General features: G+C 66.1%; 27 protein-coding genes. 2 read left to right on the top strand and 25 right to left on the bottom strand.

All coding sequences use genetic code 11. From position 1 onward, the window contains the following. Positions 1-12: 12 nt before the first annotated feature. Positions 13-921, bottom strand: a complete 909-nt coding sequence (locus tag ACFOHJ_RS03825) for a LysR family transcriptional regulator (protein WP_378218695.1) — start codon at positions 919-921, stop codon at positions 13-15. A 675-nt stretch (positions 922-1,596) separates the two neighbouring features. On the opposite strand from ACFOHJ_RS03825, the gene odc2 reads away from it, so the two are divergent. Then, a complete protein-coding gene (odc2, locus tag ACFOHJ_RS03820; RefSeq protein WP_378218693.1) occupies positions 1,597-2,730 on the top strand; it encodes an ornithine/lysine decarboxylase in 1,134 nt (377 codons plus the stop codon). Positions 2,731-2,818: 88 nt separating this feature from the next. Further along, on the top strand, positions 2,819-3,394 hold the full coding sequence (locus ACFOHJ_RS03815) for a GNAT family N-acetyltransferase (protein ID WP_378218691.1): 576 nt from the start codon (positions 2,819-2,821) through the stop codon (positions 3,392-3,394). A gap of 261 nt (positions 3,395-3,655) precedes the next feature. On the opposite strand, the gene ACFOHJ_RS03810 is transcribed toward ACFOHJ_RS03815, so the two are convergent. The 24 genes from ACFOHJ_RS03810 to ACFOHJ_RS03695 all read right to left on the bottom strand — a co-directional run bounded on the left by ACFOHJ_RS03810 (position 3,656) and on the right by ACFOHJ_RS03695 (position 26,706). Beyond that, positions 3,656-3,940 (bottom strand): SCP2 sterol-binding domain-containing protein, encoded by a 285-nt coding sequence (locus tag ACFOHJ_RS03810; RefSeq protein WP_378218689.1) that lies wholly within the window; start codon positions 3,938-3,940, stop codon positions 3,656-3,658. 104 nt (positions 3,941-4,044) lie between these two features. After that, the gene (locus ACFOHJ_RS03805) at positions 4,045-4,557 is read right to left on the bottom strand and encodes a hypothetical protein (RefSeq protein WP_378218687.1); all 513 of its coding nucleotides are present in this window, start codon (positions 4,555-4,557) and stop codon (positions 4,045-4,047) included. 7 nt (positions 4,558-4,564) lie between these two features. Continuing rightward, the gene (locus ACFOHJ_RS03800; protein WP_378218686.1) at positions 4,565-4,990 is read right to left on the bottom strand and encodes a hypothetical protein; all 426 of its coding nucleotides are present in this window, start codon (positions 4,988-4,990) and stop codon (positions 4,565-4,567) included. Then, on the bottom strand, positions 4,987-5,541 hold the full coding sequence (locus tag ACFOHJ_RS03795; protein WP_378218684.1) for a rod-binding protein: 555 nt from the start codon (positions 5,539-5,541) through the stop codon (positions 4,987-4,989). Before ACFOHJ_RS03795 ends, ACFOHJ_RS03800 begins: the two co-directional genes overlap by 4 nt. A 60-nt stretch (positions 5,542-5,601) precedes the next feature. After that, positions 5,602-5,997, bottom strand: a complete 396-nt coding sequence (locus ACFOHJ_RS03790; RefSeq protein ID WP_378218682.1) for a hypothetical protein — start codon at positions 5,995-5,997, stop codon at positions 5,602-5,604. A gap of 4 nt (positions 5,998-6,001) precedes the next feature. Further along, complete coding sequence (fliR, locus tag ACFOHJ_RS03785) at positions 6,002-6,763, bottom strand: flagellar biosynthetic protein FliR (protein ID WP_378218680.1); 762 nt, start codon at positions 6,761-6,763, stop codon at positions 6,002-6,004. A 283-nt stretch (positions 6,764-7,046) separates the two neighbouring features. After that, on the bottom strand, positions 7,047-9,134 hold the full coding sequence (gene flhA, locus ACFOHJ_RS03780) for a flagellar biosynthesis protein FlhA (RefSeq protein WP_378218678.1): 2,088 nt from the start codon (positions 9,132-9,134) through the stop codon (positions 7,047-7,049). 97 nt (positions 9,135-9,231) lie between these two features. Next, positions 9,232-10,881: an MFS transporter gene (locus ACFOHJ_RS03775; protein WP_378218676.1), complete on the bottom strand. Its 1,650-nt coding sequence runs from the start codon at positions 10,879-10,881 to the stop codon at positions 9,232-9,234. Positions 10,882-10,991: 110 nt separating this feature from the next. Continuing rightward, a complete protein-coding gene (gene fliQ / locus ACFOHJ_RS03770) occupies positions 10,992-11,258 on the bottom strand; it encodes a flagellar biosynthesis protein FliQ (RefSeq protein WP_378218674.1) in 267 nt (88 codons plus the stop codon). Between the two features lie 3 nt (positions 11,259-11,261). Further along, positions 11,262-11,669: a flagellar hook assembly protein FlgD gene (gene flgD, locus ACFOHJ_RS03765; protein ID WP_378218672.1), complete on the bottom strand. Its 408-nt coding sequence runs from the start codon at positions 11,667-11,669 to the stop codon at positions 11,262-11,264. A gap of 1 nt (position 11,670) precedes the next feature. After that, positions 11,671-12,132, bottom strand: a complete 462-nt coding sequence (gene flbT / locus ACFOHJ_RS03760) for a flagellar biosynthesis repressor FlbT (protein ID WP_378218671.1) — start codon at positions 12,130-12,132, stop codon at positions 11,671-11,673. Continuing rightward, entirely contained in the window at positions 12,129-12,476 is a 348-nt protein-coding gene (gene flaF / locus ACFOHJ_RS03755; RefSeq protein WP_378218669.1) for a flagellar biosynthesis regulator FlaF, read from the bottom strand. The genes flbT and flaF overlap by 4 nt, the downstream gene beginning before the upstream one ends. 21 nt (positions 12,477-12,497) lie before the next feature. After that, positions 12,498-13,547 carry a flagellar hook-associated family protein gene (locus ACFOHJ_RS03750; protein ID WP_378218667.1) on the bottom strand — a complete coding sequence of 350 codons (1,050 nt, stop codon included), beginning with the start codon at positions 13,545-13,547 and terminating at the stop codon, positions 12,498-12,500. A 3-nt stretch (positions 13,548-13,550) separates the two neighbouring features. Further along, positions 13,551-14,996, bottom strand: a complete 1,446-nt coding sequence (flgK, locus tag ACFOHJ_RS03745) for a flagellar hook-associated protein FlgK (RefSeq protein WP_378218665.1) — start codon at positions 14,994-14,996, stop codon at positions 13,551-13,553. 47 nt (positions 14,997-15,043) lie between these two features. Next, positions 15,044-16,300 (bottom strand): flagellar hook protein FlgE, encoded by a 1,257-nt coding sequence (locus ACFOHJ_RS03740; protein WP_378218663.1) that lies wholly within the window; start codon positions 16,298-16,300, stop codon positions 15,044-15,046. 97 nt (positions 16,301-16,397) lie between these two features. After that, a complete protein-coding gene (locus tag ACFOHJ_RS03735) occupies positions 16,398-17,066 on the bottom strand; it encodes a response regulator transcription factor (protein ID WP_378218661.1) in 669 nt (222 codons plus the stop codon). Positions 17,067-17,257: 191 nt separating this feature from the next. Beyond that, entirely contained in the window at positions 17,258-17,827 is a 570-nt protein-coding gene (locus tag ACFOHJ_RS03730) for a transglycosylase SLT domain-containing protein (protein WP_378218660.1), read from the bottom strand. After that, the gene (locus tag ACFOHJ_RS03725) at positions 17,778-19,049 is read right to left on the bottom strand and encodes a flagellar hook-length control protein FliK (protein WP_378218658.1); all 1,272 of its coding nucleotides are present in this window, start codon (positions 19,047-19,049) and stop codon (positions 17,778-17,780) included. The genes ACFOHJ_RS03730 and ACFOHJ_RS03725 overlap by 50 nt, the downstream gene beginning before the upstream one ends. Beyond that, entirely contained in the window at positions 19,046-20,395 is a 1,350-nt protein-coding gene (locus tag ACFOHJ_RS03720) for a chemotaxis protein MotC (protein ID WP_378218656.1), read from the bottom strand. The genes ACFOHJ_RS03725 and ACFOHJ_RS03720 overlap by 4 nt, the downstream gene beginning before the upstream one ends. A gap of 233 nt (positions 20,396-20,628) precedes the next feature. Beyond that, positions 20,629-21,945, bottom strand: coding sequence for a MotB family protein (locus tag ACFOHJ_RS03715; RefSeq protein ID WP_378218654.1), 1,317 nt, complete (start codon positions 21,943-21,945; stop codon positions 20,629-20,631). Continuing rightward, entirely contained in the window at positions 21,942-22,574 is a 633-nt protein-coding gene (locus ACFOHJ_RS03710) for a hypothetical protein (protein WP_378218652.1), read from the bottom strand. Before ACFOHJ_RS03710 ends, ACFOHJ_RS03715 begins: the two co-directional genes overlap by 4 nt. After that, on the bottom strand, positions 22,574-24,217 hold the full coding sequence (gene fliF, locus ACFOHJ_RS03705) for a flagellar basal-body MS-ring/collar protein FliF (RefSeq protein ID WP_378218650.1): 1,644 nt from the start codon (positions 24,215-24,217) through the stop codon (positions 22,574-22,576). Before fliF ends, ACFOHJ_RS03710 begins: the two co-directional genes overlap by 1 nt. Before the next feature lie 120 nt (positions 24,218-24,337). Continuing rightward, on the bottom strand, positions 24,338-25,408 hold the full coding sequence (locus ACFOHJ_RS03700) for a flagellin N-terminal helical domain-containing protein (RefSeq protein ID WP_378218648.1): 1,071 nt from the start codon (positions 25,406-25,408) through the stop codon (positions 24,338-24,340). Positions 25,409-25,623: 215 nt separating this feature from the next. Then, the gene (locus ACFOHJ_RS03695) at positions 25,624-26,706 is read right to left on the bottom strand and encodes a flagellin N-terminal helical domain-containing protein (protein WP_378218646.1); all 1,083 of its coding nucleotides are present in this window, start codon (positions 26,704-26,706) and stop codon (positions 25,624-25,626) included. Positions 26,707-26,749 lie beyond the last annotated feature (43 nt).

The following is a 26,749-nucleotide window of genomic DNA, read 5'->3' as shown; positions in this document are numbered from 1 at the left end:
TTCGGACGCCGCCTAGGCCGCGGCCGAACCTTCGCCCGACTTGAACCACTGTGCCAGGTAGTCGACCAGCACGCGGACCTTGGCGGGCAGGTAGCGGCGATGCGGATAGACGGCGAAGATGCCGCCGCCCGACAGGATGCGGTCGTCGAGCGCCGTCACCAGCCGTCCGCTTTCGATGTCGGGGGCGGCGATGAAGTCCGGCAGCACGGAAAAGCCGAGGCCGGCAACCGCCGCCGCCCGGGCGGTCATCGGGCTGTTGACCTCCAGCGGGCCGGAAACGGCGACGCTGATCGGGTCGCCGTTGTCACCCTTGAACGGCCAGTTGGAGAGCCAGCGCCCGTTGGTGTCGATGATGCAGGGAATGCGTGACAGGTCCTGCGGGCGCGCCGGCAGGCCGTATTTGGCGACGAGTTCGGGCGCCGCGCACAGCCGCACGGAAAACGGCGCCAGCCGGCGCGCGATCAGCGAGGAATTTTCCAGCCGCGAGATGCGGATCGCCAGGTCGAAGCCTTCCTCCACCAGGTCGACGAAGCGGTCGTCGAGCTGGATGTCGAGCACGATGTCCGGATATTGCCTGGCGAAATCGATCAGCGACTGGCCAATCGGCGCGTCGGCGAAGGTGCGCGGTGCCGACAGCTTGATGCGCCCGCGCACGTCCCCGGACGATTCGCGCACCGCGTCGGACAGGCTGTCGACCTCGCGGATGATTTCGGAGGCCCGCCGGTAATAGGTGTGGCCGGCTTCCGTCAGCGAGAACTGCCGCGTCGTGCGGTTGAGCAGCAGCGCGCCCAGTTCGTCTTCCAGTTCGCGCACATATTTGGACAGAAGCGCCTTGGAGCGGCCGATCTTGCGCGCGGCGGCCGAAAACCCCTCGGCCTCGACCACGTCGATGAAAGCGCGCATGCGGGTCAGGGTGTCCATGGCGTGACCTTTCGGGCGGGGCGGCGAATCACGAAAACCGTGCGGGCCGGTTCGGCGAAAATCATTCAAAAAGCGTGCAGGGTTATAGCCGAGCCGCCCGCCCGATGAAAGCATGGGCGGCCGAAACGGCGGTCCCGGCCCGGTTTTCCGGGTATTTCCGCAGGCTGCGGAAAATAAATGCAGAAAACGAATTTAGTCATTGATCCGACATGATTCTCTGCCTATATCGCGCCTGCCCAAAGTCGCACGTGCCTGTGGGTGTCCGCCGATCCTCGAATGGCGAGGGCAATCGGTAAGGTAGCTGGAGTCAGACCCTCCAGTCGGCCTGGTGGCCAACCACCAAGTCGAGGACACCTTGAAGCAACGACGGTGCGGGCCTTTCTGGTTCTCTTCCGGCTGTCCAAAAGTCGGGGTTACTCAAAGAGGCACACCTTCATTGCCGGCAGTGCGGAACGGGACTCTCCCAATCCAAGCCAAGGCAGACAAAGCGGGTCCTGGCCGGGCAAATGGCCATGACCCATCGCCGCGAGACGGCGCTTCATGGTTCCGGTGTCTCCACCGGCTGGTTCCATGGAAGTCTGTCCCGCCTTTGTTTGACCTGCGTGTTCGCGAGGCCGAGGCCCGTGGAGCGCAACCGTTCGCGCGCACCCTGCCGTGCGCTTTGGAGAGACCCCGATGGCCACGCAGCGCATTATCGATTTCCTCGCCACCCGACGTCCCGACGGCCCCTGCCTCGTCGTCGACCTCGATGTCGTGGCCGACAATTTCCGCGCCTTCGAGCGGGCGCTTCCCGATTCCCGCATCTATTATGCGATCAAGGCCAACCCGGCGCCGGAGATCCTGCGCATGCTGGCGAAGATGGGCTCGTCCTTCGACGCCGCCTCGGTGGCCGAGGTCGAGATGGCGATGAACGCCGGGGCTCCGGCCAGCCGCATTTCCTTCGGCAACACCATCAAGAAGGAGCGCGACATCGCCCGCGCCTACCAGCTCGGCGTGCGCCTGTTTGCCGTGGACTGCGTGGAAGAGGTCGAGAAGATCGCCCGCGTGGCCGCCGGCTCGCGCGTGTTCTGCCGCGTGCTGACCGATGGCGCGGGTGCCGAGTGGCCGCTGTCGCGCAAGTTCGGCTGCGTGCCGGTCATGGCGGTGGACGTGCTGCGCCGCGCGCATGCGCTCGGCCTCGAAGCCTATGGCGTGTCGTTCCATGTCGGCTCGCAGCAGACCGATCTGGCCGCCTGGGACCGCGCGCTGGGCGACGCCAGGCAGGTTTTCGCCGCACTGGCGGAAGAGGGCATCGTGCTCAGGATGGTGAACCTCGGCGGTGGTTTCCCGACGCGCTACCTGCGCGACGTGCCGGCGGCGGAAGCCTATGGCCAGGCCATCTTCGATGCGCTGCGCAAGCATTTCGGCAACGCCATTCCCGAGACGATCATCGAGCCGGGCCGTGGCATGGTCGGCAATGCCGGCGTCATCAAGTCCGAGGTCGTGCTGATTTCCAAGAAGGCCGACAACGACAATGTGCGCTGGGTCTTCCTCGACATCGGCAAGTTCGGCGGCCTCGCCGAAACCATGGACGAGGCGATCCGCTACCCGTTGGTCACCCGTCATGACGGCGACGCGACCGCGCCCTGCGTGCTCGCCGGCCCGACCTGCGATTCGGCCGATGTGCTCTATGAGAAGACGCCTTATCCGCTGCCCCTGTCGCTGACCATCGGCGACGAGGTGCTGATCGAGGGCACCGGCGCCTACACGACCACCTATTCGGCGGTCGCCTTCAACGGCTTCGAGCCCCTGCGATCCTACGTGATCTGACGGCTCGCCCGAGCCGCCAGATCAGCCCGTTGCCGGTGTTCGCGCCGGCAACGGACTCGCTTGTGGAAAATTCCGCTCGTGAAGGATCATGATCATGTTCGTCGAAATCCCGAAATCTGAAATCGCCTTCGACATCGTCGCCGAGGCCGCCGCCGACGTCGCCGCGCGCGAGGCGCTGCTCGACCGTGCCATGGGTCCGGGGCGCAAGCGCAAGTCGTCGGAAAAGCTGCGCCGCGGCCGGCGGCCCTGCGAAGGCCTCGTCTTTGTCGCGCGCGGTGCTGCGGGCGCGGTCCTGGGCACGGTCCGGCTCTGGGACGTGCGGCTGGGCGAGGGCGGTCCGGCCGCCCTGCTGCTCGGCCCGCTCGCCGTCGATCCGTCGCTGAAGGGGGCTGGCATCGGCTCGGCGCTGATGCGCCATGCGGTGGCGGAAGCCCGGCGGCTCGGCCACAGGGCGATCCTCCTGGTCGGCGATGCGCCCTATTATGGCCGCTTCGGCTTCTCGGCCGAAAAGACCGGCGGCCTTTCCATGCCCGGCCCCTACGAGCGGCATCGCCTGCTGGCGCTGGAACTGGTACCGGGCACGCTCGACAGCGCGCACGGCACGCTGGAAGCCACCGGCCGCAAGCTCAAGGCCGGTGGCCGGCGCGAGAAACTGGCGGCCTGAGTTACGGGAAATTTTGGCTTGGTGGTGGGCTTGATACCCCCACCCCTGACCCCTCCCCACAAGGGGGAGGGAACTTGAATGCCGCTTTTTTCCGAGAATTGCTTATGTGTATCGCTGCGATACCGCTGCAGGATTCCCCTCCCCCTTGTGGGGAGGGGTCAGGGGTGGGGGTAATGAGGCCCGAAAACGCCTCGGATTCGCCTATGTCCCCTGACCTTTGGTCCTGGAACCTGCGCCCGCCGAAAATTCTTCCTGAAAACGTCAGGCGATCAACTGGCTGAGCGCCATGGCGACCGACATGTCGCCGTCGATCTTCAGCTTGCCGCTCATGAATGCCATCGTCGGGTTTAGGTCGCCGGAGATAAGCGACTCGAGGTCGTCCAGCGACAGCGTGATGGTGCAGTCGGCAGGGCCGTCCGTGGTCGAAATCGTGGCGCCGTCGATGACGATGACGCCATCGGCACCGGTGTCGAATTTCACCGAATGCTCGAAGCCACCGCTTTCGACCTGCGCCCTGATCTTCTCGGCAACGTCCTGAATACCCATCGGGTTCTCCTCGTCTCGCATCGGGTTAGAGCCCCGCCGGGCTTCGTCGCGGCGAACCTACAGGTTGTTTGACGTTTACGTCAACCGGAAGTGGCGCGGCCGGCTCACTCGGCCTTGGGCTTGGCGACGGACCCGGTGGTGTCGCCGCTGCGGCGGCGGATAGTGTTGTTGCGGATATCGTCCTTGGAGAGGAAGTTGATCTGGTCGATCAGCACCTCGTGGATGAGTTGCTCGCCGACGCGGGCGTTGACGGTATCGCGGATGTTCTTGCGGAAGGCATCGACGTCGAGCTTCGCCACCTTGGTGAAGTCGATCTGCGGGTTCTGGTAGAGGTAGGAATAGATCTGGTCGGTGATCAGCGCCGGTGCGGGCACCGACAGTTTCTTAATCTGCGCGGGATCGACCGTATAGACGAGGTTGGTCAGGAAATAGCCCTGGACGGCCGAGTCGCGCACCAGCGGCACCGAAATGATGTCGGTCTTGACGTAGTCGAGTCCGCCGAGCAGCGGCTTGGGCGGCTGGCCGGCGCCGCGCTCGCCTGCCGCCTGGAACGAATAGAACACGGCGCCGACGGTGATGACGCAGATCCAGATGGCGGCGGCAATGAATTTCAGCATCGCGGGCTCAGGGCTGCGCCCAGCCGAATTCGCCGGCCGAGTAGGTTCCGTCGGCCTCCGCCTGCTGGATGGCGTTCTTCAACAGGTTGGCGACTTCGGTGACGGCGCTGAGATGGGCGAGGATCGCCTGCTCGTTGCGCGACAGTTTTTCCTGCAGACGTATCAGGCCCTCGCGATGACGCTCGGCGAACTCTACCTGGCCCATGCCCTTCATGGCGCGGTTCAACTCGTAAAGACAGCGGCTCTTGCGCGCGTTCGAAGCCTTCAGGTCGAAGCGGGGGTTGGCGCGGATGGCGGCCGTCTCTTCCTCGACCGCTTCTTCGATGCGACCGATCAGGGCATCGAGATTGCTGGCATAGGCGGTGGCGGCCGGGCTTTCCGGTGTCCGCGCCAGCGCCGGCAGATGGGACGTGAATTCCGAAAAATCAGTCATGCCTGGACTTTCTTACCCGCTATCGTCTCGGTTTCGCCGGTCATCGACTTGGCCATGCGGCGCTCTACATCCTGCACCAGCGAGGTGGAAAGCGCCGTCTGGCGGTCCAGTTCGGCTCGTTCCGGGCCGTTCGAGACCGGACCGATCGGCACCTTGCGCTTGCCGTCGAGGTAGTGGTCTCCCAGCAGCGATCGGGCGATGCCGATGCCGCCGCGATCGGCCATCACGTCGGCCAGATGCCCGGCCAGTTGCGACTTCCACATGTCGCCGGCGAGGCCCTTGCCGTAGACGCCTTCGCTGTCCTTCGGCAGCATGTTCTGGATGAAGGTGGTGAGCACCATCGCCTCGAAGCGCTTGAACTGGGCGGCGTCGCGGGCGTCCGTGCGACCTTCGCCGTCGGCGCGCGAAAGGGCGCGGGCCTCACCGACCGAAAACGGTGCGCCGGCCCCTCCGGCGCGCTTTGCCAGCGCGGCGCGCGCTTCCGCTATGTCGGCCGGGCCGGCCGCGCGGGCGACGTCGAGCACGATGTCACTGGGAGGGGAGATCGCCAAAGATTGCGCCTTTATCCTGTTTCTCAGCCTCGATCATGGCAAAACAAGCTTGTGGCAGGCTTACGAGGCGTCCGGCCCGGTGGGACGCCTGTTGGCGATCAGGTCCAGCCGGTCGCGGTCGGAGCGCTCCCGCTCGTCGCGGCGGCTGACTTCCTTGTAGGCGCGCTCGACCATGTTGGCGCGCGCGGTTGCGGCGGCAACCAGCCCGGCCTCGCGGCGCGCGTCGTCGAGGCTCTGCTGCTGGCGCTGCACGGCGCCGGCGATGCGGCGATTGTAGAGGTCGGGAAACAGTCCCGAGAGCGAATTGGGCTCGTCGAAGCGTTCCGCCAGCGCGCGTGCCTCGGCTTCGGCGGCATGGGCGTCGGCCAGAAGGGTGGCGCGCCGCGTTTCGTGCAGCGCCTTCAGTTGCTCCTGCACGGCAACCAGTTTCTTCAGCCTCTGCTGGCGCGTCGTCATCGCATCACCGTGCCAGCGTCATGTCGGCAAAGCTGTCGGCAAACAGCGACAGCATCGTGCCGACGCCGAAATAGAACAGGATCACGCCGCCGGCGATGACGAAGGGCAGCGAGATGAAGTAGATCGGAATCTGCGGCGTCAGCTTGTTGACGAAGCCGATCGTCAGGTTGACCAGGATCGCGTAGGCGACGAAGGGGCTGCCCAGGCGCAGCACCAGGAAGAACGAGTCCGACAGCGTGTCGGTGACGTCGACGAGGGCCGCCTGCGGGTTGAAGAACACGTTGACGGGCGCGACCGTGTACGACGCCACCAGCGCCCGGATCACCTCATGGTGGAAATCGAAGACGAACAGGAACAGCAGCGCCGAGAGCGAGACGATCTCGGCAAGGGCGGCCTGCGGTTCCGCTTCCTCGATGGCCGGGCCGGCGATGCTGGTGAGGCCGATCTGCATGGCGATCGCCGCGCCGATGAAACGCAGGGCTTCCATGTAGAGGCGCGTCATGGCGCCGATCAGCCCGCCGACGAGAAGCTCGGAAGCGATCATAGGCGCCAGCACGGCCGGGCGCGGGTCGGCGAAGGGATAGATCCTGTCCCACAGGAAGGTCAGCATGCCGGCGGTCACGGCGATCGCCACGAACAGCCGGACCTGCAACGGCACGCGCTGGCTCGATGTCGCCGGCATCAGCATGAAGCAGGCGCCGATGCGGCAGAAGGCCAGGAACGCCGCGATGATGACGTCTTGCGAGAGGATGGAGAGGTTGATCATGGCGCGGTGTCGCCGACGCCTCGGGGTGGGCTGCCGTCCCCGATCCCTGGCCGCGAGGCTAGGCTAGCGGCGGATGGTGCGACAGACTCCCACTCCGGTTTGCTTCGCAAACCACCTCTCCCCCTCAAAAGGGGAGAGGAAGGGAGCGGTGCCTGCGGTGAGCGGTTCCTCTCCCCCGTCGATCGGGGGAGAGGTGGCGCGCGTAGCGCGACGGAGTCGGGGTCGAACCTTGCGAGCACTTTCCTTGCCCGCAAGGAAATGGGTACTGCTCCGCCCGCCCCGTTCACGAAATGGTGCCCAGCACCCTGACCTCCACGCCCTTGGCGATCTCCACGTGGGAGAGCACGGGCAGGGTCGGGAACAGGCGCTCGATGATCATGCGCACATAGGGGCGCGCGTCGGGGGCGGTGACCAGCACGAAGCGCTCGCCGGCTTCAAGGTGCTTGCGCACGGCCTTGCCGGCATCTTGGCCGAATTCTTCGAGCTGGCGCGGGTCGATGTCGAATTCGCGCACCTCGCCCTTGGCGTCGCGCTTGAGCGCCTGGTGGAAAGCGAGGTCCCAGCGGTTGCCGAGGCGCAGCACCTTGAGCACGCCGCTTTCGGAAAGGTCGCCGCAAATCTGCTGCGCCATGCGCACGCGCACATGCTCGACGATCTGCTCGGTGCGGCGCACATGCGGCGCGATCTCGGCGATCGCCTCGATGATGAGGTGCAGGTTGCGTATCGACACGCGCTCGGCCAGGAGCAGTTTCAGCACCGCCTGCAGGCCGGGGTAGGAAATGTGGCTGGTGCAGATCTCGTCGGCGAGCTTGCGGTATTCCGGGTCCTGCCGCTCCAGCAGCGCCTTCATGTCCTTGTAGGACAGAAGCTGCGGCAGGTTGTTGCGGATCACTTCCGACAGATGCGTGAGCAGCACCGACATGTTGTCGGCGAAGGTGAAGTGCTCGCGCTTGAGGTCTTCGGCAAAGGTGTCCATGACCGAGTAGGCGCGCATGCCGAAGGCCGGCTCGCGCACTTCCTCGCCCGGAATGTCGGGAATGTCGCGGGTGCCGAGCAGCACCATGATCTCCCCGACCCGCATCTGGTACTCGGCCACGACCGTGCCGTGCACCTTGATCTGGTAGCTTTTCGGCGGAATGGCGAAATCGTCGGTGAGCTTCACCTCCGGCACGACGAAACCGTACTGGACCGCGAACTTCTTGCGCATCTTGGCCATGCGGAAGGCCAGTTCCTGATGCGAGGAGACCAGGCGGGTCGAAAGCTGCTTGCCGATCAGCAGCTCGATCTCGGCGGTGGCGAGCGAGGCCTTGACGGAGTTCTTCTCCTCTTCCGCCTTCTCCGCCGTTTCCAGCTTCTTCGCGGCCTGGTCGGCGGCGGCGCGCCGGCTTTCGCGCAGCGGAATGACATAGCCGAGGCTGGCCATGGCGGCGGCCATCACCAGGAACGGAAACAGCGGCAGGCCGGGCATAAGGCCGAGCAAGAGGAGCAGCGAGGCGGCGACGTAGAGCGCGCGGGGGTAGGCGCCCAACTGGCCGAAGACCGCCTGGTCGGCGGAACCGCGGGTGCCGCCCTTGGAAACGAGCAGGCCGGCGGCGAGCGAGACGATGAGCGCCGGGATCTGGGTGACGAGGCCGTCGCCGACCGAAAGCTTGATGAAGACGTCTGCCGCCTCGCCGATGCCCATGCCGTGGCGCAGGTAGCCGATGGCGATGCCGCCGACGATGTTGATGGCGGTGATGATCAGGCCGGCGATGGCGTCGCCGCGCACGAATTTCGAGGCACCGTCCATAGAGCCGAAGAAGGAGCTCTCCTCCTCCAGTTCGCGGCGGCGAAGCTGGGCGGTCTTGTCGTCGATCATGCCGGCGGAGAGGTCGGCGTCGATCGACATCTGCTTGCCGGGAATGGCATCGAGGGTAAAGCGCGCGCCGACCTCGGCGATGCGGGTCGCGCCCTTGGTGATTACGATGAAATTCACCACGATCAGGATCAGGAAGACGATCAGGCCGATGACGAAATCGCTCGACATCACCAGCTTGGAAAAGCCGGAGATGACGTAGCCGGCGGCATAGGTGCCTTCGTTGCCGTGCGACAGGATCATGCGCGTGGTGGCGATGTTGAGCGACAGCCTCAGCATCGTGGCGATGAGCAGCACGGTCGGGAAGGAGGAGAAATCGAGCGGCCGGCCGATCCACAGTGCGACCATCAGGATCAGCACGGAAAGCGCGATCGAGAAGGCGAGGCCGACGTCGATGAGGAAGGCCGGGATCGGCAGGAACAGCACGGCCAGGATGAAGACGATGCCGAGCGCGAAGAAGACGTCGCGGCCGTTCCTGGGCAGCGTGCCGGCCGAAAGTGTCTCGCTGATCGCCATCTGTGCTCCGCGCGCAACGTCTTGCCGGGTGCAGCGGGCAGCCCGGAAGCCCGGACCCTAGACGGTCAAGCTTGCGCGAGGGTGGGAGGAGGCCGCGTCAGTGCAGGTCGATCGGCCCGCGCGGGGTGACGATGGCGTGGTTCGCCGCCGTCGGACGCTCGATCATGCGACGCACGCGCGGGCGGCCCCCGCCGCTGTGCAGCGCGCGGATGCGCTCGCTGATCTCGGCGTCGGCCTTGGTCATGCGCGTGTTGTGGCGGATGTAGTCCAGCCAGGTCGGCGTGTAGTAGCTTTCCATCCATATCCGCGGGTTGCCGAGGTCGCGCGACAGCGTCCAGTTGCGGGCGCCGTCGCGGCGGCGGATGCGCCTGCGCTCGGCCATCAGGGCGATGAATTCGGCCAGGTCCTCGTCCTTGATCTCGTATTCGATCATGATGTCGATCGGGCCGCTGCGCGGCTTCAGGTCGAGGGACAGCGAGGGTTCGGTCCAGCGGTTCAGCGGGTCGAGGTTGATGGGGATGTTCTGCGGCAGCGGAACGATGAGCCCGAGCGCGCCGCCCGCCAGCATGGTGAAGCCGGAGACGACCAGCGCGGTTTGCACGCCGTAGGATTCGGCCACCACGCCCCACACCCAGCTGCCCAGCGCGATGCCGCCGAAGGTGGCGGTCTGGTAGATGGAAAGCGCGCGCCCCACCACCCAGCGCGGCGTCGACATTTGCACGGTGGTGTTGAAGTGCGACAGCGCGATGACCCAGCAGGCGCCGCCGACGAGAAGGCCGATCAGGGTCTGCCACGCCTGCGGGCTGAAAGCCGCTATCCAGGCGCAGATCGCGAAGCCGAGGAAGGCGCAGCGCACCATGGTCTCGCTCGCCAGCATGCGGCGCAGGCGGCCGCTGATGAGGGCGCCGCTGACGGCGCCGACGCCGAAGGCGCCGAGCATCACGCCGTAGGTGAGCGGCCCGCCGCCGACCAGGTCGCGCGCCACCAGCGGCAGCAGGGCGAGGATGGCGCCCGCGGTGAAGCCGAAGGCAGACGCCCTGATCAGCACCTTGCCGATATTGGGCGACATGGCGACATAGCGCAGCCCGGCGCCCATGGCCGCGCCGAGCGATTCGCGGGGCAGGGTGGCGGGCGGCAGTTGCGGCTTCCAGCGAAACAGCACCGTGATCAGCGCGACGTAGCTCAGGGCATTGGCGGCAAAGGCGGCCGCGGCCCCTGCCGCCGCCACGATGATGCCGCCGATTGCGGGGCCGACGCTGCGCGTCAGGTTGAAGCCCATGGAATTCAGGGCGACGGCGGCGGGCAGGTCGCTGCGCGGCACCATGTCCCCCACCGAGGCCTGCCAGGACGGGTTGTTGAGCGCGGTGCCGCACCCGATCAGGAAGGTGAAGGCAAGCAGCAGCCAGGGCGTTATCAGCCCGAGATAGGCGAACACCGTGAGCAGTGCCGAGACGACGAGCATGAAGGTCTGCGCGACCAGCATTACCTGTCGCCGCCCGAAACTGTCGGCGATGGCGCCGGCCGTCAGCGAAAACAGCATCACCGGCAGCGCGGTGGAGGCTTGGACCAGCGCCACCATGTCCGACGACGAGGAGATCGAGGTCATCAGCCAGGCAGCGCCGACGCCCTGGATCAGGCCGCCGAAATTGGAAAACAGGCTCGCCGTCCAGACTGCGCGGAAAGTGCCGTGCCGGAACGGCGCCAGGGTCGAGCCTTGCTCGTTGCCGGGCTCGTCGTCGTCGATCATCTGGGCAGGTCAGTCATGCGGTCGATTCGCCATCCGGTTCGCCGAACTCTGCCGGCAAAGTAGATTATGCCCCGGAAAAGGCGAATGTTTTTTCGCGATGACGCGGTTTTTCAGAAGCCGGTTTCGATCCGCTCGAAGATGACGTTGGTGAAGGCCGATATCTGGCTGCCGATGAACGGCCCGGTCAGCGCCACCACCAGCATGATGGCGACGATCTTGGGCACGAAGGTCAGCGTGATTTCCTGGACCTGGGTCAACGCCTGGATGAGCGCGATGCCGATGCCGACGATCATGGCCACCAGCACGACCGGCGCGGAGGCGGTCAGGACCGTCCACACCGCGAACTGGACGATGTCGAGCGCATCGGCTTCGTTCATGGGTCAGCCCGCGGGCTTTACTGTGACGCCGGGGCCGACCGGTATTTCGGTGCCGTCGCCGAGAATGGCGATCAGGCCCGAACTGGCGAGGCGCACTTCGGCCACCGTGCCGGTGGTCACGCCGTCGGCGGAGGTGATGGAGCGCCCGATGATGCTGTCGGCCTGGGACAGCGCCGATGATTGCAGGATCTGGTCGAGCTTGGCGTTGGACTGCACGGCCTGCTCGACCTGCGAGAAGGTGGCCAACTGGGCGACGTACTGCGTCGAATCCATCGGCTGGGTCGGGTCCTGGTTCTTCAACTGGGCCACCAGCAGCCGCAGGAAGGAATTGTAGTCCACCGAGGTCTTGGATTTGGGGTCCGCCTTCTGGCTGGCGCCGGCGGGGATCGTCGTCGTCATGTCCACGTTCATGTCAGTGCGCTCCCATGGCCAGCGGCCGCTTCGCGTCCTCTGCCTGCACCGGCGACGCGTCCGTTTCCACGCCGGACAGGATGGCCTTTTCCAGCGGGTAGAGCGCGCGGATCGCCCGCAGCGCGTCGAAGACCTTGTCCTCGCCGACCATGCGGTCGACGTTCTTCAACGCGGTGCGGATGCGCTCGTCGGTGAAGTTTGCCAGCATCAGCGGCAGCGAGCGGCGGAACATCTCGCAGGCCTCGACCGCGCCCTGCGGGTTCATCAGCATGACCTGGAGGATGAAATAGAGCTGCCGCAGCGGCGTCGAGGCGTCCTCGGGCTGCAGCACATGGTTTTCGAGCAGGAACTGCACGTCGTTGAGCAGTTCCAGCGTCACCTTGCGGTCGACGCGGATGACGGCGCCGTTGAGGTAGAGCTTCTCGTTGGGCTTGAGCGACAGCTTCAGGGTGTTCTTGGTCATTGGATGCCATCCCGGATGATCTGGGAAACCTCGATGATGCCTTCGAAATCGTCGGTGCGGCCCTGGCGGATGTCCTCGGCCTCGCGCAGCAGCCACAGGCCGATGGAGATGAGGTTGGCGCGCAATTCCTTCGGCAGCGCGTTGTCGCTCGAGCCGAGATCCTCGATCAGGTTGGTCCAGACGCGGTTGGTGAAATGCAGGGCCTCGACCGCCTCCATCGACCGGCTTCCGGCCGCCGCCGCCGCCGCCAGCATGTCGATCGACCGGCTGAGCAACTGCCGCTCGCGATCCTTCGCGTCGGCCACCGAGTCGGTTTGAATGTCGGCGTAGGAGAATTGGTACATCACTGGTTCCGTTGGGCTGGATCAGGGGGACAGGAAATTCAGCAGGCTGAGCTGCTGGATGCGCGCGGTGAGCGCGAACGAAGTCTGGATGTGCGACACCAGGTCGTTGACGCGGTTGGCGGCCTCGTACGGGTCGACGCCCTCGAGATCGAGGACGTGGCGGTTGAACAGGTCGATCTGCGTGTTCATGCGGGTGTTGGCGTCGGCCACGCGCTGCTGGGCGATGCCGGTCTGCGCGCGGGTCTGGCCGAGGTCGCTCAGCGATTCGCCGACCAGCGTCAGCGCGCGGCTGACGAGCATCTGCCTTGCCTCCTGGCTGACATTGCCCGCCAGAAGTTGCGACACCATGGTCGCCGCCATCGCCAGCTTGCGCGCGCCGCTGGCGTTGGCGCTGACCGAGGTTTCAGTCGTCTCGTTGAGGGCGATGCGGCTGACGATGGGCTGGTCTGTCGCGTTCGACCAGTTCGCCCAATCCGCACCAAGGAACTGTGGCTCGATTTCGGTGGTCAGGAAGGCGTCCATGTCGGCGGCGCTGATGGTGGCGGCCGCGGGATCGTCCGGCGTGAAGTGGAAATAGGCGAGGAAGGAGGCATCGAACGCGGCCTTGGCCGGCGAGCCGGACGCGTCGAAGTCGTTGATCGGCTTGACGTCCGTGTTGGTGCCGGCGAACAGGAACTCGCCGTTGACGCTGGTGTTGAGGATCGAGGTCAGCGCCTGCAGCGTCGCCTTGCCGGTGTTGCCGGTGAGCGTGTTGGTGAGGTCGCCCGAGGTGTTGCTCATCAGGCTGGACAGCAGGGTCTGCGCCTGGTCGCTCAGCTGGCTGAGCGCGTCCTGGGTGGCGGTCAGCCTGGAGGCGACCAGCCCGTTGGAATCGATGATGGTCTTCAGCCGGTCGAGGTCGCGCGCGAAGGTGACCGACTGGGCGGTGCGCGCGCCGAGCGCAAGGCCGAGGTCAGCAACCCGGCCGGTGTCCATCTCCTTCTGCCCCTTCACCAGGTCGACCTGCATGCGCATCTGCGAGTAGCGCAGGGCGTTGGAAAGGCCGGCGGAGGAGACGGAAGTGGTTTTCATGGCTTATCGCACAGCCTGGAGGAGGGAGTCCAACATCTGGTTGACGGTACTGAGGATGCGGGCCGACGCCTGGTAGGTGTGCTCCAGGTCGAGCAGGAGCGACATTTCGGTATCGACGTTGACGCCGGTTTCGTTGGACAGGGCCTCCGCCGTGCGGGTGGCCAGCGCTTCCTTGGTGTCGGCGGCGGTGGCGGCCTGCTGGCGCATGCCCTCGAACCAGCCGATGGCATTGGCCGAATAGGTCGTGACGCTGGAATTGCTGGCGATGCCGGCTGCCGGGCTGAACATCATCGGCTTGTCCAGCGCATCGCCATATTTGATGAGAAGGTCGGCGAAGGCTGCGTTGTGGTCGGGGTTGGCGACGTAGTTCAGGCCGTCGCGCAGCTTCGTCACGTCGCCGCCCTTGGCCGGGTCCATGGCGCCGTTGACGCTGATCTGGCCGGCCAGCCCGTTGACCAGCGTTCCGGCCGCCGGAATCGTCGGCGCGCCGCTCCAGGTGAACAGGCCCGCGAGGTCGGGATTGGGCGGCGAGGACGTCTCGGAAAACGCGGTGATCAGGCCGCGCGCGATCTCGTCCAGCTGGCTTTGCATGGTCGAGGCGACGCCGTCGCGAAGCTGGATCAGCCCGGCGATCTTGCCGGCCGCGTCGGTATTGCCGCCACTGCCGCCCGTGACCGGAACGTTGTCGATATAGACGGTGTTTCCGGCCACGCCCGCGCCATAGGCGGAAGAGGGCGAAAACGTCACCGAGCGGGGCACCGTCTCGAACAGCGTCGTGCCGTTCGCGGTGGTGATGACCATGTCGTTGGCGCCGCGCGTGTAGGTCGAGACCGGCACGTATTCGGCGATCTTCTTCAATAGCGCGTCGCGCTTGTCGAGCGCGTCCGAGACATCGGTGCCGGAGCGGGTGCCGGAGACCACGGCGGCGTTGGCGTCCTGGAACTGGCCGAGCAGGGTGTTGAGGTCGTCGACGCTGGTCGCGATTTCGCCGTCGGCCTGCGCACGGAAATCCTGGATGGCCCGGGTGCCGTCGTTCAGGGAACGAACGACCGCTTTCGCCGCGTCGATGACGCTGGTGCCCATGTTCTGGTTGGCGGGCGAGGTGGCGTAGAGTTGGAGCGCCTGCGCCAGCTTGCCGATGGCCGCGGAAGCCGAGGAGGCGTTGTCGACGCCGTTGACCGCCAGTTCCAGCCGATCCATGCCGCTGGAAAGCGCGCTCTGCCCCGCCCATGACGAAAGAGCCGCGAGGTTCTGGCGAAACAGCAGCTCGTTGGTGGCGCGCTGGATGTCGATGGCCCGCGCGCCGGGCGCCGTCGAGACGACGTTGGCGGTGCGGCGCGAATAATCCGGGTTGGAGGCATCCGCTACATTGCGTGAAACGATGCCGGTCTGGCGCGACGTGCTTTGAAGCGCGGACTGGGCAATGTTCAGGGCGGAACTCAGCGACATGCTCGGTTTTCAAAAGCCCGGGCGGGCTGTCCGGCCCGGGCTTTTCCTTATCTCTTGAGGTTGACGAGGACGTCCATGAGGTCGGAACCGGTCTGGAACACTTTCGAATTGGCGGTGTAGCTGCGCTGGGCCGCGATCATGTCGGTGAGCTCTTCGGCGATGTCGACATTGGAATTTTCGAGCGCGCCGGAGACGATGGAGCCCTGCCGGCCCTCATTGGCGAAACCGATGCGGATGGAGCCGGAATCGGTACCCTGCGCATAGACGTTTCCGGGCAGGACAGTGAGGTTGTCCGGGCTCTGCACGTCGGCCAGCGGGATCTTGTAGAGCGCTTTCGTGGAGCCGTCCTTGTACTGCGCGTAGATGGTGCCATCGGTGCTGATCTGGACCTTGTCGATGGTCCCAGGCGCGCTGCCGTTGACGGCGCCGTCCGAAATCATGAAGCCGGTGCCAAGCTGCTTCATGCCGGAAAGGTCGATCTTGAGGGACGCGCCGCCGGGCACGTTTGCCGTGACGCTGGTGACGGCGCCGGTCAGCTTGCCGGTGGTGGTGTCGAAGGTCAGGTCGGCCGTGCCGATCGGGCCGCCGGTGTAGGGGAAGGAACTGCCCGGTGTGGCGCCGGCCTGATCGAACACCGTGACCTCCCAGGCGCCCGGGCCGGTGTTGGTGAAGTAGACGTCGAGCAGCTTCTTGTTGCCGAGATTGTCGTAGGCGATGATCGACGACTTGGCCGAATACTGGGCGGTGGCGGCGTTGGCCGACGGCAGGTCGGCGGCCGCGACCGCAGTGGCGTCGGCGGCGAGGTTGCCGGTATAGAAGCCTTCGGTGCTGGGGGTGGCCGACATGTCCTTGTCGGAAATCACCACCGGCACCAGCCCCTCGAAGCCGTTGACGGTCGCGGAAGGGACGCCGTTGTCATAGCTGTAGGCCATGAGCTGGTAGCCGGCGGCGTTGACCAGACGGCCTGCGCTGTCGGGAACGAAGGCCCCGGCGCGCGTCAGGAAGGGCGTTCCGCTCGGGCTCTGCACCACGAAGAAGCCGTTCCCGTCGACCGCGAGGTCGGATACGGACGTGGTGTATTGCAGGACGCCCTGGGAACTGATCGAGTTCATGATCGTGGTGGTGACGCCGCCGGAGTTATAGGCACCGCCCGTGGTCGGCATGACGAGCGTCGAGAACTCGGTGAAAGCGCGCTTGTAGCCCGTGGTGTCGGCATTGGCGATGTTGTCGGCAGTGGCGGACAGGCGGTTGGCCTGCGCGTTCATGCCGGAAACGCCGGTCCGCATCATTCCGTAAAGGCTCATCGGGGCGTCTCCTCGGTTCCAGCACAGGTGGCGGCGAGGATAGAGAGCTTTTCTTGCGCGAGGCTGGCGCGGGAACGGCCGTCGCCGGGCACGCCCATCAGCAGACCAGCCGGTAGCCGAGGAAGCGCTTGGAATCGATCGGGTCGCTGCCGAGCCTTTCGCGCAGCTTCTTGCGCAGCTTGCTGATATGGCTTTCGACGACGTTCTCCTCGACCTGTTCGTCGAAGATGCCGTAGATGGCGTTGAACACCTGGGTCTTGGTGACGCGGCGGCCACGGTTGCTCGCCAGATATTCGAGGATACGACGTTCGCGGCGCGGCAGCGGCAGCGGCTCGCCGTCGATCTCCGGGTCGCGGCCGTCCATGAAGATGCGCATTGCGCCGATCTCGGTGTAGGACACGTCCTCGTGGGCGCGGCGGCGGATCGCCGTGATGCGGGCGAGGATCTCGCGGATGTGGACCGGCTTGCGCACGACGTCGTCGACGCCGGATTCGAACAGCCTCAGCGTATTCTCGAGCGAGTTCTGCTCGCTGAGCGCGATGACCGGCGCACCGGTGCGGTCGCGAATCTGGCGCGGCGAGATGCTGCCCTCTCGGCAGTCGCCGATGAGGAAGGCACGGACCGACTTGAGATCGTCGTCGGCCGCACTCGACACCCATTCGTCGAATTCGCCGGGCGCGAAACCCGCGCAGGCCACACCCTCCCGATCGAATAGTGAATTGTAACCCTCGGTTACCAGTTCGCGCTCGTCAACGACCACGATCATCGGCCCGCCCTCCGAATCAGTTCATCTGCCCCGTGAGGAAAGGGGTAGTCGCTGGCGGGAATCGGCGGCAACCGTCAATTCTTGTAGCTAGAATATTGGGAGTCGAGTCCCTGGTGGGGATAAGCCCACAAAAATGCTCGCAGGTGTTTGCGGCGGTCGCTGACTTCGCTTATTCGTTACCGCTAAAACGCTTATGGGTTGCAAAAGGCTCGGGCGTTCGCCGTCCATTTGCCGAAGCCGACGGCGACCATGTTGGCGATGACGCGGCAGACGTAAATCTTCTGCGCCGGGTCGTTGTCGGGGCCGGCATGATAGCGGGCGACCGCCATCGACCATGTCTCGTGGCGGGCATGCAGCTGGGCGAGGAAGCGCGCAGCGTAGTCGACGTTCTGGCGCGGGTCGAGCATGTCATCGACGCTGCGGAAGTGCGATCCGTGATAGCGGTGGTTGATCTGCATGCAGCCGAGATCGATCAGCGTCTTGCCGTCGCCGCGCGCCCTGCCGAAGGCGGCCAGCGCCTCGGCGCGGTTCCTAGGAAATACAGCTTTTCCTTCTATATTCAAGGCGTTGGGCTGGAGGCTTCCCTTATTGCCGGTTTCCGTCAGGCCGACCGCATAGAGGATGCCGGCCGGAATCCCGTAGCGGTCGGCGGCGCGCAGGATTTCGGCCTCGCACGGGTTTGCCGCCGCCCTGGCTGGGCTGTCGGGAAGGCTAGATAAACAGGCCGCCGCCAGCACGGTCGCGCAGAGGCGTGCCGCCATGTTGACCTTCATTGCCACGGTTCCTTCCGAAGTGCTGGCCGCCCGAAGATTCGCCGTTGCCGCCCGAGTTTCCCGGTTGAAACGACGAGGCATCCCGCCCCGCCGAGCCGGGTGCGGCGTCCATGCGCGGGGTGGCTGTGGCTGCTACCGAAGGTTGTAGGACGGTGATCTTGTCGACGGCGAAGCCGAGGCCTTGCAGCGACTTGGCTAGCGCCTCGCTGTCCGCCGAAAGCCGGCGGTGGGCCTCCTGATTTTCGGGCTTCAGTTCGATCGAAAGCTGGCCGCCGGACAGGCGCAGATTGGCGGTGACCACTCCAAGCTCGGCCGGATGCAATTCGATCTTGAGGAGGTGTGATGCGGCTGCAACAGCCTGGCCCGGCTGGGCGAGTCCGGCGGAAGCCGCCAGCGCGGGGGCCATGCCGCCATCGCTTGCAATGGCGCCCGCCAGCGCGGTTATCGTCTGGCTTACCGGGACAGGCGCGGGGGCGGGAAAGCTTTGCGCGGCGGTAACGGTGACGGGCTTGCTGCTCGGTTTGTCGGCGACCGCTGCCAGGGCCTTGTCTGCCGGTGGTGTCGCGTCAGGTCTCTTTGTCGAGATCGAGGCCGGTTCGACGGAAACGGTGCGGGTGGCCTCGTTCATTGCCGCTGGGTCAAGCGGCGTCTCGAATGACGGCGTGGCGCGAGGCTGGCCGGCCGCAACGGGTGTGGCCGTCGTTGCCGGCATTTTGGCGCTCGCCAGAGGCGCGTCCCCAGCCACGGCGGCGTCCATGTTGGCAAGGATGGTGCGGCCCGAGCCTTGTGTCTTGCCTTCGCTGTCGTGACGCGAACCGGTCGAGGCAGGCGGAACAGGCCCGCGATCCGGGTCGTGGGCGGCAAGCAGCCATTGCCCGCCATTCTGCATTGGCGGTGCCGGTGCGTGGGCGTCGTCGCAGGTCGGCTGGCCGTCGCCAGCCTTGCGCTCCGCCAGCTTGTCGTCGTTGTCGGGATCGGCGGCATCGGTGGCGTCTTCGCTTCCAGCCTTGCCCGACAGCGCCGCGGCGATCGAGGACCAGTTCATCCGGCGCGGCGCGGCGTCGGCGGGCGAGGATTCCGGCCCGCGCGGCTTCTTCGCCTGTCGCAGCAGGCGCTCGAACTTCTGAGTCTCCTCGCCGGCCGCCGGCGCGGTGGGACGCTCGCCCTTCGACAGGGCGGCGGACAGGGCCGGGTCGGCACTCACTCTCATTGCGGAGAAACTCCAAGCATCTGGTCAATCGAATCCAGCGTATGGCGGGTTGCGGCGATGGCCTTGTCGGTCGGATCGGGAGCGACGGCAGCGTCTTTCGTCTCCGCGGTTGCGACCGACGCCGGCACCGGTGCGGCGGGGGCTTCCCCCGCGATTCCTTCGACGGGCGGCAGGTCCGTTTCCACCGAGGCCTGTTTGCCGGGTGCGACGGTTTCGGTCTGCCCCGCTGCCGGATCGGTCTTGGCGGATGGCGGCGTGGCCACCATTTCGCGTACCACGGCGCGCGCGGCATCCAGCAGCGAGCGGTCGTTTTCCGAAAGCTGGTCGCGGTCGATCGCTTTCAGCTTTTCGCGCACCGTATCCACGGTGGCCGACGTGACCGTGGACAGGCTGGCGTAAAGCTGGGCGCGGGGATCATCGTCATTGGCCTTGCCGTCCCGGCCTTGTTCGGCCTTTGCCGAGGCGAAGGCCGAAAGGTCGGCCAGCCCGTCGATCGCGGCGCGGCGGGCGATGCGCAGGTAGATCACCTTCTCGCGCTCGGCGTCCATCATCGAGGTGATGTCGGCGAGCCTGTCCTGGCTGATCGCCCCATGCATGGCGATCACGCCGCTGACGAAGGCGTCGGCGAACTGGCTGGCATAGGGCGAATAGAGATAGCGCTCGACATACTGGGTGGAGGCCAGCGCGAAGCGGGCGGCATCGGCCTGCCTGGCGTCGATGGCGACCGAGCGGCGAAGGGCCGCTTCCTCGACCAGCGTGCCGGGGCTGAGCAGGCGGGCCTGGTCGAGCAGCGCCAGCGCCTCGACCGGGCGTTCCGCCGCCAGCAGCGAGCCCTTGACCAGGGCCACGAACGCACCGAGATCGGCGGGCAGCCGCCTCGGATCGACCGCGTCGAGCGCCTCGATCGCGGCGGCCGGCCGGCCGTTGAGATAGGCGACGATGCCGCCGGCGATGGCCTGGTCCTGCGGCTCCAGTTCGAGCCGCGAGGCCGTGGCCTGCACCGTGACCGGGTTGCCGCCGCTCATGCCGTAGACCAGCAGGGCACGAAAATTCTTCGGTTCCTTGAAGGTCTCGGGCGTTGCCGAGCGCAGGCGCGCGTCGACCATTTCGAGCAGCTTTGCCTGCATCGGCAGCGCCGCGTGGTCGCCCGCCGCGATGCGGTCCTGCACCAGCTGCAGCGAGCGCACCATCTGGTAGGGCTGCAACGTCTCGGCGGCCCGGCCGGGCGTGGCCACTGCCGTAAACACAAGCGCAGCGAAGCCGCACAGGAGGGCCTGGATTTCTATCCGGCGCGGGATGATCGTTTTGGAAGGATCGATTCGTGTTGTGGGCTTCAGGACCCCCACCCCTGACCCCTCCCCACAAGGGGGAGGGGGATTGCCTGCACGGCCGATAGTGCCGAGTTGTGGAGTGTTTCCATTTGGATGGCGCAGCGGCCTCCTGTCCCCCTCCCCCTTGTGGGGAGGGGTCAGGGGTGGGGGTTGAGGTTGAACCATATGCGAATCCCCTCCGTCGTGCGGGGACGGAGAGGGGACATGGCCCTCTCGCGGGAAGCGGTCTTCCGGATGCGGCCGCCTTCTCATCCGCCGGTCTCCAGGAAAATCTCGATGCGGCGGTTGACGGCGGCGAGCGGGTCGGCGGCGTCCTTCGGCTGGCGGTCGGCGAAGCCGGCGACCTCGACGATGCGGCGCTCGTCGACGCCGCCGCGTACCAGCATGTAATAGGCGGACTGCGCGCGCGCGGTGGATAGCCGCCAGTTGTCGTAGTTCTCGCTGCGGAAGGGGCGGGCGTCCGTATGCCCCTTGATGCTGATCTTGCCTTTCTGTCCGTTGACGATGCGGCCAATCTTGTCCATGGCCAGCACCAGGTCGCGATTCGGCAGCGCCGAGCCGATCTTGAACATGCCGAAATCCATGCGGTCGGTGATAGAGATGACGACGCCCTTGTCGGTCGCCTCGACCGAGACGCCGTCATGGAGCGTGTCGCCGGCCTTGAACGCCTGCGCAAGTTGCTGCCTGATCTCGGCGGCGGCCTTGAGCGCCGTGCCGGAGGTTGCGTTTCCGCTCTTCGGTACGGGTGCTTTTTCTTCTTCGGCCTTTTTGTCGGATGCCTGGGTCTCCGGCGGTGGCTTCTTCCAGGCGTCGGTGGTTTCGCCCTTGGCGAGCGCTTCCAGCGGGGCGGTGTTCGGCACCGGGGCTGGTTGGGCGACGGCCTTGACCTTCGGGTTCTCGGCCTCGGCCACCTTGTCGCCAGGCTTTGCCGGATCGCCCTCGATGCGGGCGCGCTCGGCGCTGGTTTCGGCGAGAGGCGTCGCCATCTGCTGCGACCAGAAATCGGGCGCGAACGGATCGCGGTAGGAGGTGCCGCCGGAAGCACCGGTGGCGGGGCCGGCCGCCTGTGCGCCGCCGTCGCCCTTCTCGCTGACGTTCTGCAGTGCGGCCGTATCGGTGGCGATCTCGGCAAGCACGGCGTAGGGGTCGGCGAACAGGCGCCGTTCTGCGCTGTCCGATGGCTTGGCCGCGGCCTTCGACTTCTGCTTTTGCGACGACGACGAGGCGCCGTCGTTGCCCTGGCCGGACTTGTCGGTGTTCTCCTCGGGACTGTCGGCCGTCAGGCCGGCATCGCGCGGTCCGTCGCCGAGGTCTTCCAGTCCCTTGCGGCTGGCGTTGCGGTCGATCAGCCTGACCGGGTTGAAGTAGCTGGCGACCGCAGCCTTGGTCTGCTCGTTGGCGGCGTTGATCAGCCACATGACCAGAAAAAAGCACATCATGGCGGTCATGAAATCGGCGAAGGCGATCTTCCACACGCCGCCATGCGGCGCGTCGTCATGATCGCCGCCCCGGTGGCGCACGATGATGATCTCGCGCGCGTGCTCGCTGTTTTCCACCGTGCTCATGCCCGACCCTCGGCCAGCACCTGGGCGAGGGCACCTGTCCATTCGGCCATGCGGGTTTCGAACACGGTATCGTCCAGCGTGACGGTCAGGTCGAAGCCTTCAGCCTCGGTGAAATCGAGATGGGCGGCGCGCGGGCCGAGCGCCGCCTGAAGCGTCTCGAACATGGATTGCGGGCCGCGCACGCCGATCCGCAGGGCCTCGCGGTCGCCGATGCTGTCGCTGACGGTGCGGGCGAGCGCTCGCAACGAACGCTCCCGCAGGTCCGCGCCGAGCATATCGCCGACGATGCGCGCGACGGCCGCGCCGACCCGTTCGTTGACATGGGTTTCCAGCGCGTCGATGCGCCCGGCGATCGCCTCGCCGATATCGGTGCCCACGCCTTGCAGGAAGGCCTGCATCGTCTCGGCGCTCCTTCGGCGCTCGGTCTCCAGCGCCTGTTCGTGCGCCGACGCCAGCCGCGCTTCCAGCGCCGCTTCGGCATCGGCGACGGCACGGGCGACCAGGGCTTCGACGTCGACCTTCGGCGTTTCCGGCGGCGGGGCGGGACGTGCCGCAGGTGCCTGCGCATTGGCGCGCGGCGGTGCGGCGCCAAAATCCGGCAGCAGGTCGTAAAGGGCCGCGTGAGCCATCAGCCGACCGCTTCCTGGGCGGCCCATTTACGCAGGATCTGCGCGGTCCGCTCCTCGTTGAGGTCGACCATGCGCGCCAGCCGCTCCTGCGGTGCGGGCCGCAGCTTCTGGCGCAGGTCGTCGAGTGGGGTCGGGCCGCCGCGACCGGGCAGGGCTGCCGTGGCCTGCGCGCCTGCCGCTTCGCCGTCCGGTGTCGGCAGCGCACGCTGCACTTCCTCGAAGCTCGGCTCGGCCAGCGCCGCCGGGGCGGGGCCGGCGATCAGCGCGCTCGCCATCGGCCGCAAGCCGAAGAAGGCGACGAGGAACACCACGATGATGAAGGCGCCGGCATTGATGAGACTGCCGGTGTAGCGGCCGAGCGATTCCAGCATGCTCGGTCCCTCGACCGGCGTACCGTCGAGCCCGTCGATGAACTCCACCGACGATACGTCGATGTTGTCGCCGCGCTTCTCGTCGAAGCCGGTGGCCGAGGCCACCATCTTCTTGATTTCAGCCACCCGGGCGGTGACCTGCTCCGGTGTCGCGTCCTTGCCGAGGATCGCCGTCAGCCGATCGCGGTTGACCACCACCGCGATCGACATGCGGGTGAGCGAATAGCCGTTGGAGACGGTGGCGACACGCTTGGAATTGATCTCGTAGTTGGTGATCTCTTCCTTGCGGTCGTTCTGCGAGGAGGACTGCGGCCCGGCGGTCGCCTGGGCCTGGGTTTCCGGCAGGTTCTGCTCGACGCTCGCCGGGGTCGAGGCCTGCGTCTGGGCATTGCTTTCGTTGTTGCGCACCGACTGCACCGAGCGCTCGACGCGCGAGTCGGGATCGTAGATCGTTTCCTCGATCTGGCGGGTGTCGGTGTTGATGTCGGCCTTGACGCTGGCGCGGAAATTGTCGGGGCCGAGATAGGGCGTCAGCGCGCGCCGGATATTATCGCCGATCTGGGCCTCGACCGATTGCTCGATGCCGAGCGTGCGCGCCGCGCTGGTGTTGGAGGGGTCGTCGCCGGAAGCAAGCAGGCTGCCGGCCGAATCCAGCACCGTCACCCGGTCGGCCGACAGCGCCGGCACGGCGGCGGCCACCAGATGGCGGATCGACATGGCGGTCCTGCCGGCGTCGATGCCGCTGTAGCGGATGACGACGGAGGCCGAGGGTTGCTGTTCTTCGCGGCGGAAATTGGCGCGTTCCGACAGCACGATATGGACACGCGCCGCCTTGACGCCCGAGATCGACTGGATGGTGCGCGAAATCTCGCCTTCCAACGCGCGCACGCGGGTGATCTGCTGCATGAAGGAGGTGAGGCCGAGCGAGCCGACATTGTCGAAAAGCTCGTAGCCGGCATTGGCGCTGGTCGGCAGGCCCTTTTCTGCCAGCAGCATGCGCGCCCGCGCCGTCGCGCCGGCGGCGACCAGCACGGTGGTTCCGTCCGCGCCGACGTCGAAGTCGATGCCGGCTTCGCCCAGCACCATGCCGATCTGGTTCACGTCGGAGCGTTCGAGCCCGACATAGAGCGTCTCATAGGCGGGGCGGTTGAGGTAGAGCGCGCCGACGCCGATGACGGCCATGACGATGGCGGCGATGCCGGCCATGATGGCAAGCCGTTTGGTGCCGAACCCCTTGAGGTTCGAGATGAGTGTCTGGATCTGTTCCGGCACGGATCGACGGCTCCCGCATCATTGCCCGCGGCAACCCTAATGCGCGAAGCTTGTGCGAAAATGAAATCGGGCCGCCCGGTTGCGGGGCGGCCCGGTTTCAGCCGGTGCGGAAGGGCTGGATCAGCCCTTGAACAGCGAGAGGATGTTCTGCGAATTGGCGTTGGCGATCGACAGCGCCTGGATGCCGAGCTGCTGCTGGACCTGGAGGGCCTGGAGCCGCGTCGATTCCTTGTTCATGTCGGCATCGACAAGCTGGCCGACGCCCTTGTCGATGGAGTCCATCAGGCTCTGCGTGAAGGTCTTCTGCAGGTCGATCTGCTTCTTGGCGGCGCCGAGCACGGTGGCGGCATCGGTCAGCGCCTTCAGCACATTATCCACCTTCGAGATCATCTGGGTGATGACGTCGTCAGTCACGCCGGCTGCGGTGATGTCGAGATTATGGACGGAAATCTTGGCTATGTTCGCAGGGGCCGGCGTTCCCACGGCGGCTTCGGCATCGGTGTTGGCATCGACGTCGGACTTGCCGGCGGCGATCGCCGTCGCATAGGCGGCGTCGTAGGTGGCCTGGTCCGCAGCCGTGGCATAGACCGTGGTTTGGCGGTCGAGCAGGCCCGCGTTCTTGACCGCGTTGGCCGCACCGTTGTCGAACAGCTTCACGCTCTCGATGTCGATGTCGATGGTGCCGAGCGACACCACGCCGCCTGAGCTGCGGTTGAAGGCGGCCACGATCTTGACGTCGGGCTGGACGCCGTCGTTGTCGGCGGCGACCCGCGTCGAGGTCACGGACAGGAAGTTGGAGCCGGAGAAGGTGGCGGCGCCGGCGAAGGACTTCATCTGTCCCTGCAGCGCGTCGATCTCGGTCTGGATCTTGGCCTTGTCGGCGGCGCTGGCGCCATAGGCGGTGACCAGCTTCTGCTTCAGGTCGTCGACGGCCGTCAGCACCTTGTTCATGCCGGTGTAGGCGGTATCGACCTTGGAGGCGCCGAGGCCGAGCGCGTCCTGTACGGTGGAAAGCGACTGGTTGTCGGAGCGCATGGTGGTCGCGATCGACCAGTAGGCGGCGTTATCCACCGCGTCGGCGACGCGGTAGCCGGTGGAGATGCGCGCCTGGGTCTGTTCGAGCGCCTTGTTCGTGGCGCTGAGGCTTTGAAGCGCGGTCAACGCCGAAGCGTTCGTCATGATGCTCGCCAAGGAACTCCCCCTTTATCGAATGGTGCACGCCACGCATGCCGGATCGGCGATCTTTGGACGACGACCCGGTGGCGGGCGAATCATCCAATTGTTAACCATTACTAGGCGCGTATGGTTAACAGCCGATTAAAAGCCGTGTCGATAACGGGGAAGAAAAAGAAATCGGGCCGCGCTGGCGGCGCGGCCCGATCGGTTTTCGAGAGGCTGGTCTACGCCTAGCGGAACAGCGACAGGATCGACTGAGAGGAACCGTTGGCGATCGACAGCGCCTGGATGCCGAGCTGCTGTTGGACCTGGAGGGCCTGCAGCCGGGTGGATTCCTTGTTCATGTCGGCGTCGACGAGCTGGCCGACGCCACGGTCGATGGAGTCCATCAGGCTCTGCGTGAAGGTCTTCTGCAGGTCGATGCGGCTCTTGGCGGCACCGAGCGTGGTCGCGGCCGTCGTCATCTGGCCGAGGACGGTCTCGACCTTGCTGAGCATCGCTCCGATCGTCGCGTCCGCCGCGCCCGTGATGTCGAGGTTGAAGACGGACTTGGTAGAAACGATCGTGGCCGTGCCGTCTGCCGTGGTGGCGGCAGTAGCGGCGGCGGTCTTAGCGGCCGTGTCCGTGGCGCCGCCGGCGACAGCACTGGCGAAGGCGGCCTCGAAGGCGTCCTGGGCTTTGGCCGAGCTGTAGATCGACGTCGCTCTGTCGAGCAGGCCGGCGTTCTTCAGATTTGCGGCCGTGCCCGAATCGAACAGCTTGATGCCCTCGACCTTGATGTCGATGGTCGAGATCGAGGCGGAACCGGTCGAGGAGCGGTTGAAGGCCGAGACGATCTTGATATCGGCCTGGACACCCGTGTCGGCGGCTGCGGCGCCGCCGGCCGCGTTCTTGGTCGACGTGACCGACAGCATGTTGGTGCCGGAGAAGGTGGCCCCATCGGCGTAAGACTTCAACTGCGCTTGCAGCGAGCCGATTTCAGTCTGGATCTTGGCCTTGTCGGCGTCGGTCGCACCATAGGCGGAAACCAGCTTGGTCTTTATCTGGTTGATGGTGTCGACGGCCTTGTTCATGCCGGTATAGGCGGTGTCGACCTTCGAGGCGCCGAGGCCGAGCGCGTCCTGCACGGACGACAGCGCCTGGTTGTCCGAGCGCATCGTCGTGGCGATCGACCAGTAGGCGGCGTTGTCGGACGCATCGTTGACGCGGTAGCCGGTCGAGATGCGCGACTGGGTGGTTTCGAGGTTCTTGTTGGTGGCATTCAGGCTCTGCAGAGCCGTCAACGCCGAGGCGTTGGTCATGATACTGGACATGGATACACGTACCCGTTCTTACACAAAACTCGGATACATACCG

The organism is Aquamicrobium soli (assembly GCF_042646345.1).
Classification (GTDB): Bacteria; Pseudomonadota; Alphaproteobacteria; order Rhizobiales; family Rhizobiaceae; genus Mesorhizobium; species Mesorhizobium soli_A.
This window is presented reverse-complemented; position numbering and strand designations above follow the sequence as displayed.

What these genes read in the sequence shown, in the direction of transcription:
- ACFOHJ_RS03695 (WP_378218646.1), bottom strand. Translation starts at nt 26,706, where the DNA reads ATGTCCAGTATCATGACCAACGCCTCGGCGTTGACGGCTCTGCAGAGC.
- odc2 (WP_378218693.1), top strand. Translation starts at nt 1,597, where the DNA reads ATGGCCACGCAGCGCATTATCGATTTCCTCGCCACCCGACGTCCCGAC.
- ACFOHJ_RS03775 (WP_378218676.1), bottom strand. Translation starts at nt 10,881, where the DNA reads ATGATCGACGACGACGAGCCCGGCAACGAGCAAGGCTCGACCCTGGCG.
- ACFOHJ_RS03715 (WP_378218654.1), bottom strand. Translation starts at nt 21,945, where the DNA reads ATGAGCACGGTGGAAAACAGCGAGCACGCGCGCGAGATCATCATCGTG.
- ACFOHJ_RS03740 (WP_378218663.1), bottom strand. Translation starts at nt 16,300, where the DNA reads ATGAGCCTTTACGGAATGATGCGGACCGGCGTTTCCGGCATGAACGCG.
- fliR (WP_378218680.1), bottom strand. Translation starts at nt 6,763, where the DNA reads ATGATCAACCTCTCCATCCTCTCGCAAGACGTCATCATCGCGGCGTTC.
- ACFOHJ_RS03800 (WP_378218686.1), bottom strand. Translation starts at nt 4,990, where the DNA reads ATGACTGATTTTTCGGAATTCACGTCCCATCTGCCGGCGCTGGCGCGG.
- ACFOHJ_RS03805 (WP_378218687.1), bottom strand. Translation starts at nt 4,557, where the DNA reads ATGCTGAAATTCATTGCCGCCGCCATCTGGATCTGCGTCATCACCGTC.
- ACFOHJ_RS03730 (WP_378218660.1), bottom strand. Translation starts at nt 17,827, where the DNA reads ATGGCGGCACGCCTCTGCGCGACCGTGCTGGCGGCGGCCTGTTTATCT.
- ACFOHJ_RS03825 (WP_378218695.1), bottom strand. Translation starts at nt 921, where the DNA reads ATGGACACCCTGACCCGCATGCGCGCTTTCATCGACGTGGTCGAGGCC.
- ACFOHJ_RS03750 (WP_378218667.1), bottom strand. Translation starts at nt 13,547, where the DNA reads ATGAAAACCACTTCCGTCTCCTCCGCCGGCCTTTCCAACGCCCTGCGC.
- ACFOHJ_RS03790 (WP_378218682.1), bottom strand. Translation starts at nt 5,997, where the DNA reads ATGACGACGCGCCAGCAGAGGCTGAAGAAACTGGTTGCCGTGCAGGAG.
- ACFOHJ_RS03810 (WP_378218689.1), bottom strand. Translation starts at nt 3,940, where the DNA reads ATGGGTATTCAGGACGTTGCCGAGAAGATCAGGGCGCAGGTCGAAAGC.
- ACFOHJ_RS03735 (WP_378218661.1), bottom strand. Translation starts at nt 17,066, where the DNA reads ATGATCGTGGTCGTTGACGAGCGCGAACTGGTAACCGAGGGTTACAAT.
- flhA (WP_378218678.1), bottom strand. Translation starts at nt 9,134, where the DNA reads ATGGCGATCAGCGAGACACTTTCGGCCGGCACGCTGCCCAGGAACGGC.
- flgD (WP_378218672.1), bottom strand. Translation starts at nt 11,669, where the DNA reads ATGAACGTGGACATGACGACGACGATCCCCGCCGGCGCCAGCCAGAAG.
- ACFOHJ_RS03725 (WP_378218658.1), bottom strand. Translation starts at nt 19,049, where the DNA reads ATGAGAGTGAGTGCCGACCCGGCCCTGTCCGCCGCCCTGTCGAAGGGC.
- flaF (WP_378218669.1), bottom strand. Translation starts at nt 12,476, where the DNA reads ATGTACCAATTCTCCTACGCCGACATTCAAACCGACTCGGTGGCCGAC.
- ACFOHJ_RS03710 (WP_378218652.1), bottom strand. Translation starts at nt 22,574, where the DNA reads ATGGCTCACGCGGCCCTTTACGACCTGCTGCCGGATTTTGGCGCCGCA.
- ACFOHJ_RS03815 (WP_378218691.1), top strand. Translation starts at nt 2,819, where the DNA reads ATGATCATGTTCGTCGAAATCCCGAAATCTGAAATCGCCTTCGACATC.
- fliQ (WP_378218674.1), bottom strand. Translation starts at nt 11,258, where the DNA reads ATGAACGAAGCCGATGCGCTCGACATCGTCCAGTTCGCGGTGTGGACG.
- flgK (WP_378218665.1), bottom strand. Translation starts at nt 14,996, where the DNA reads ATGTCGCTGAGTTCCGCCCTGAACATTGCCCAGTCCGCGCTTCAAAGC.
- flbT (WP_378218671.1), bottom strand. Translation starts at nt 12,132, where the DNA reads ATGACCAAGAACACCCTGAAGCTGTCGCTCAAGCCCAACGAGAAGCTC.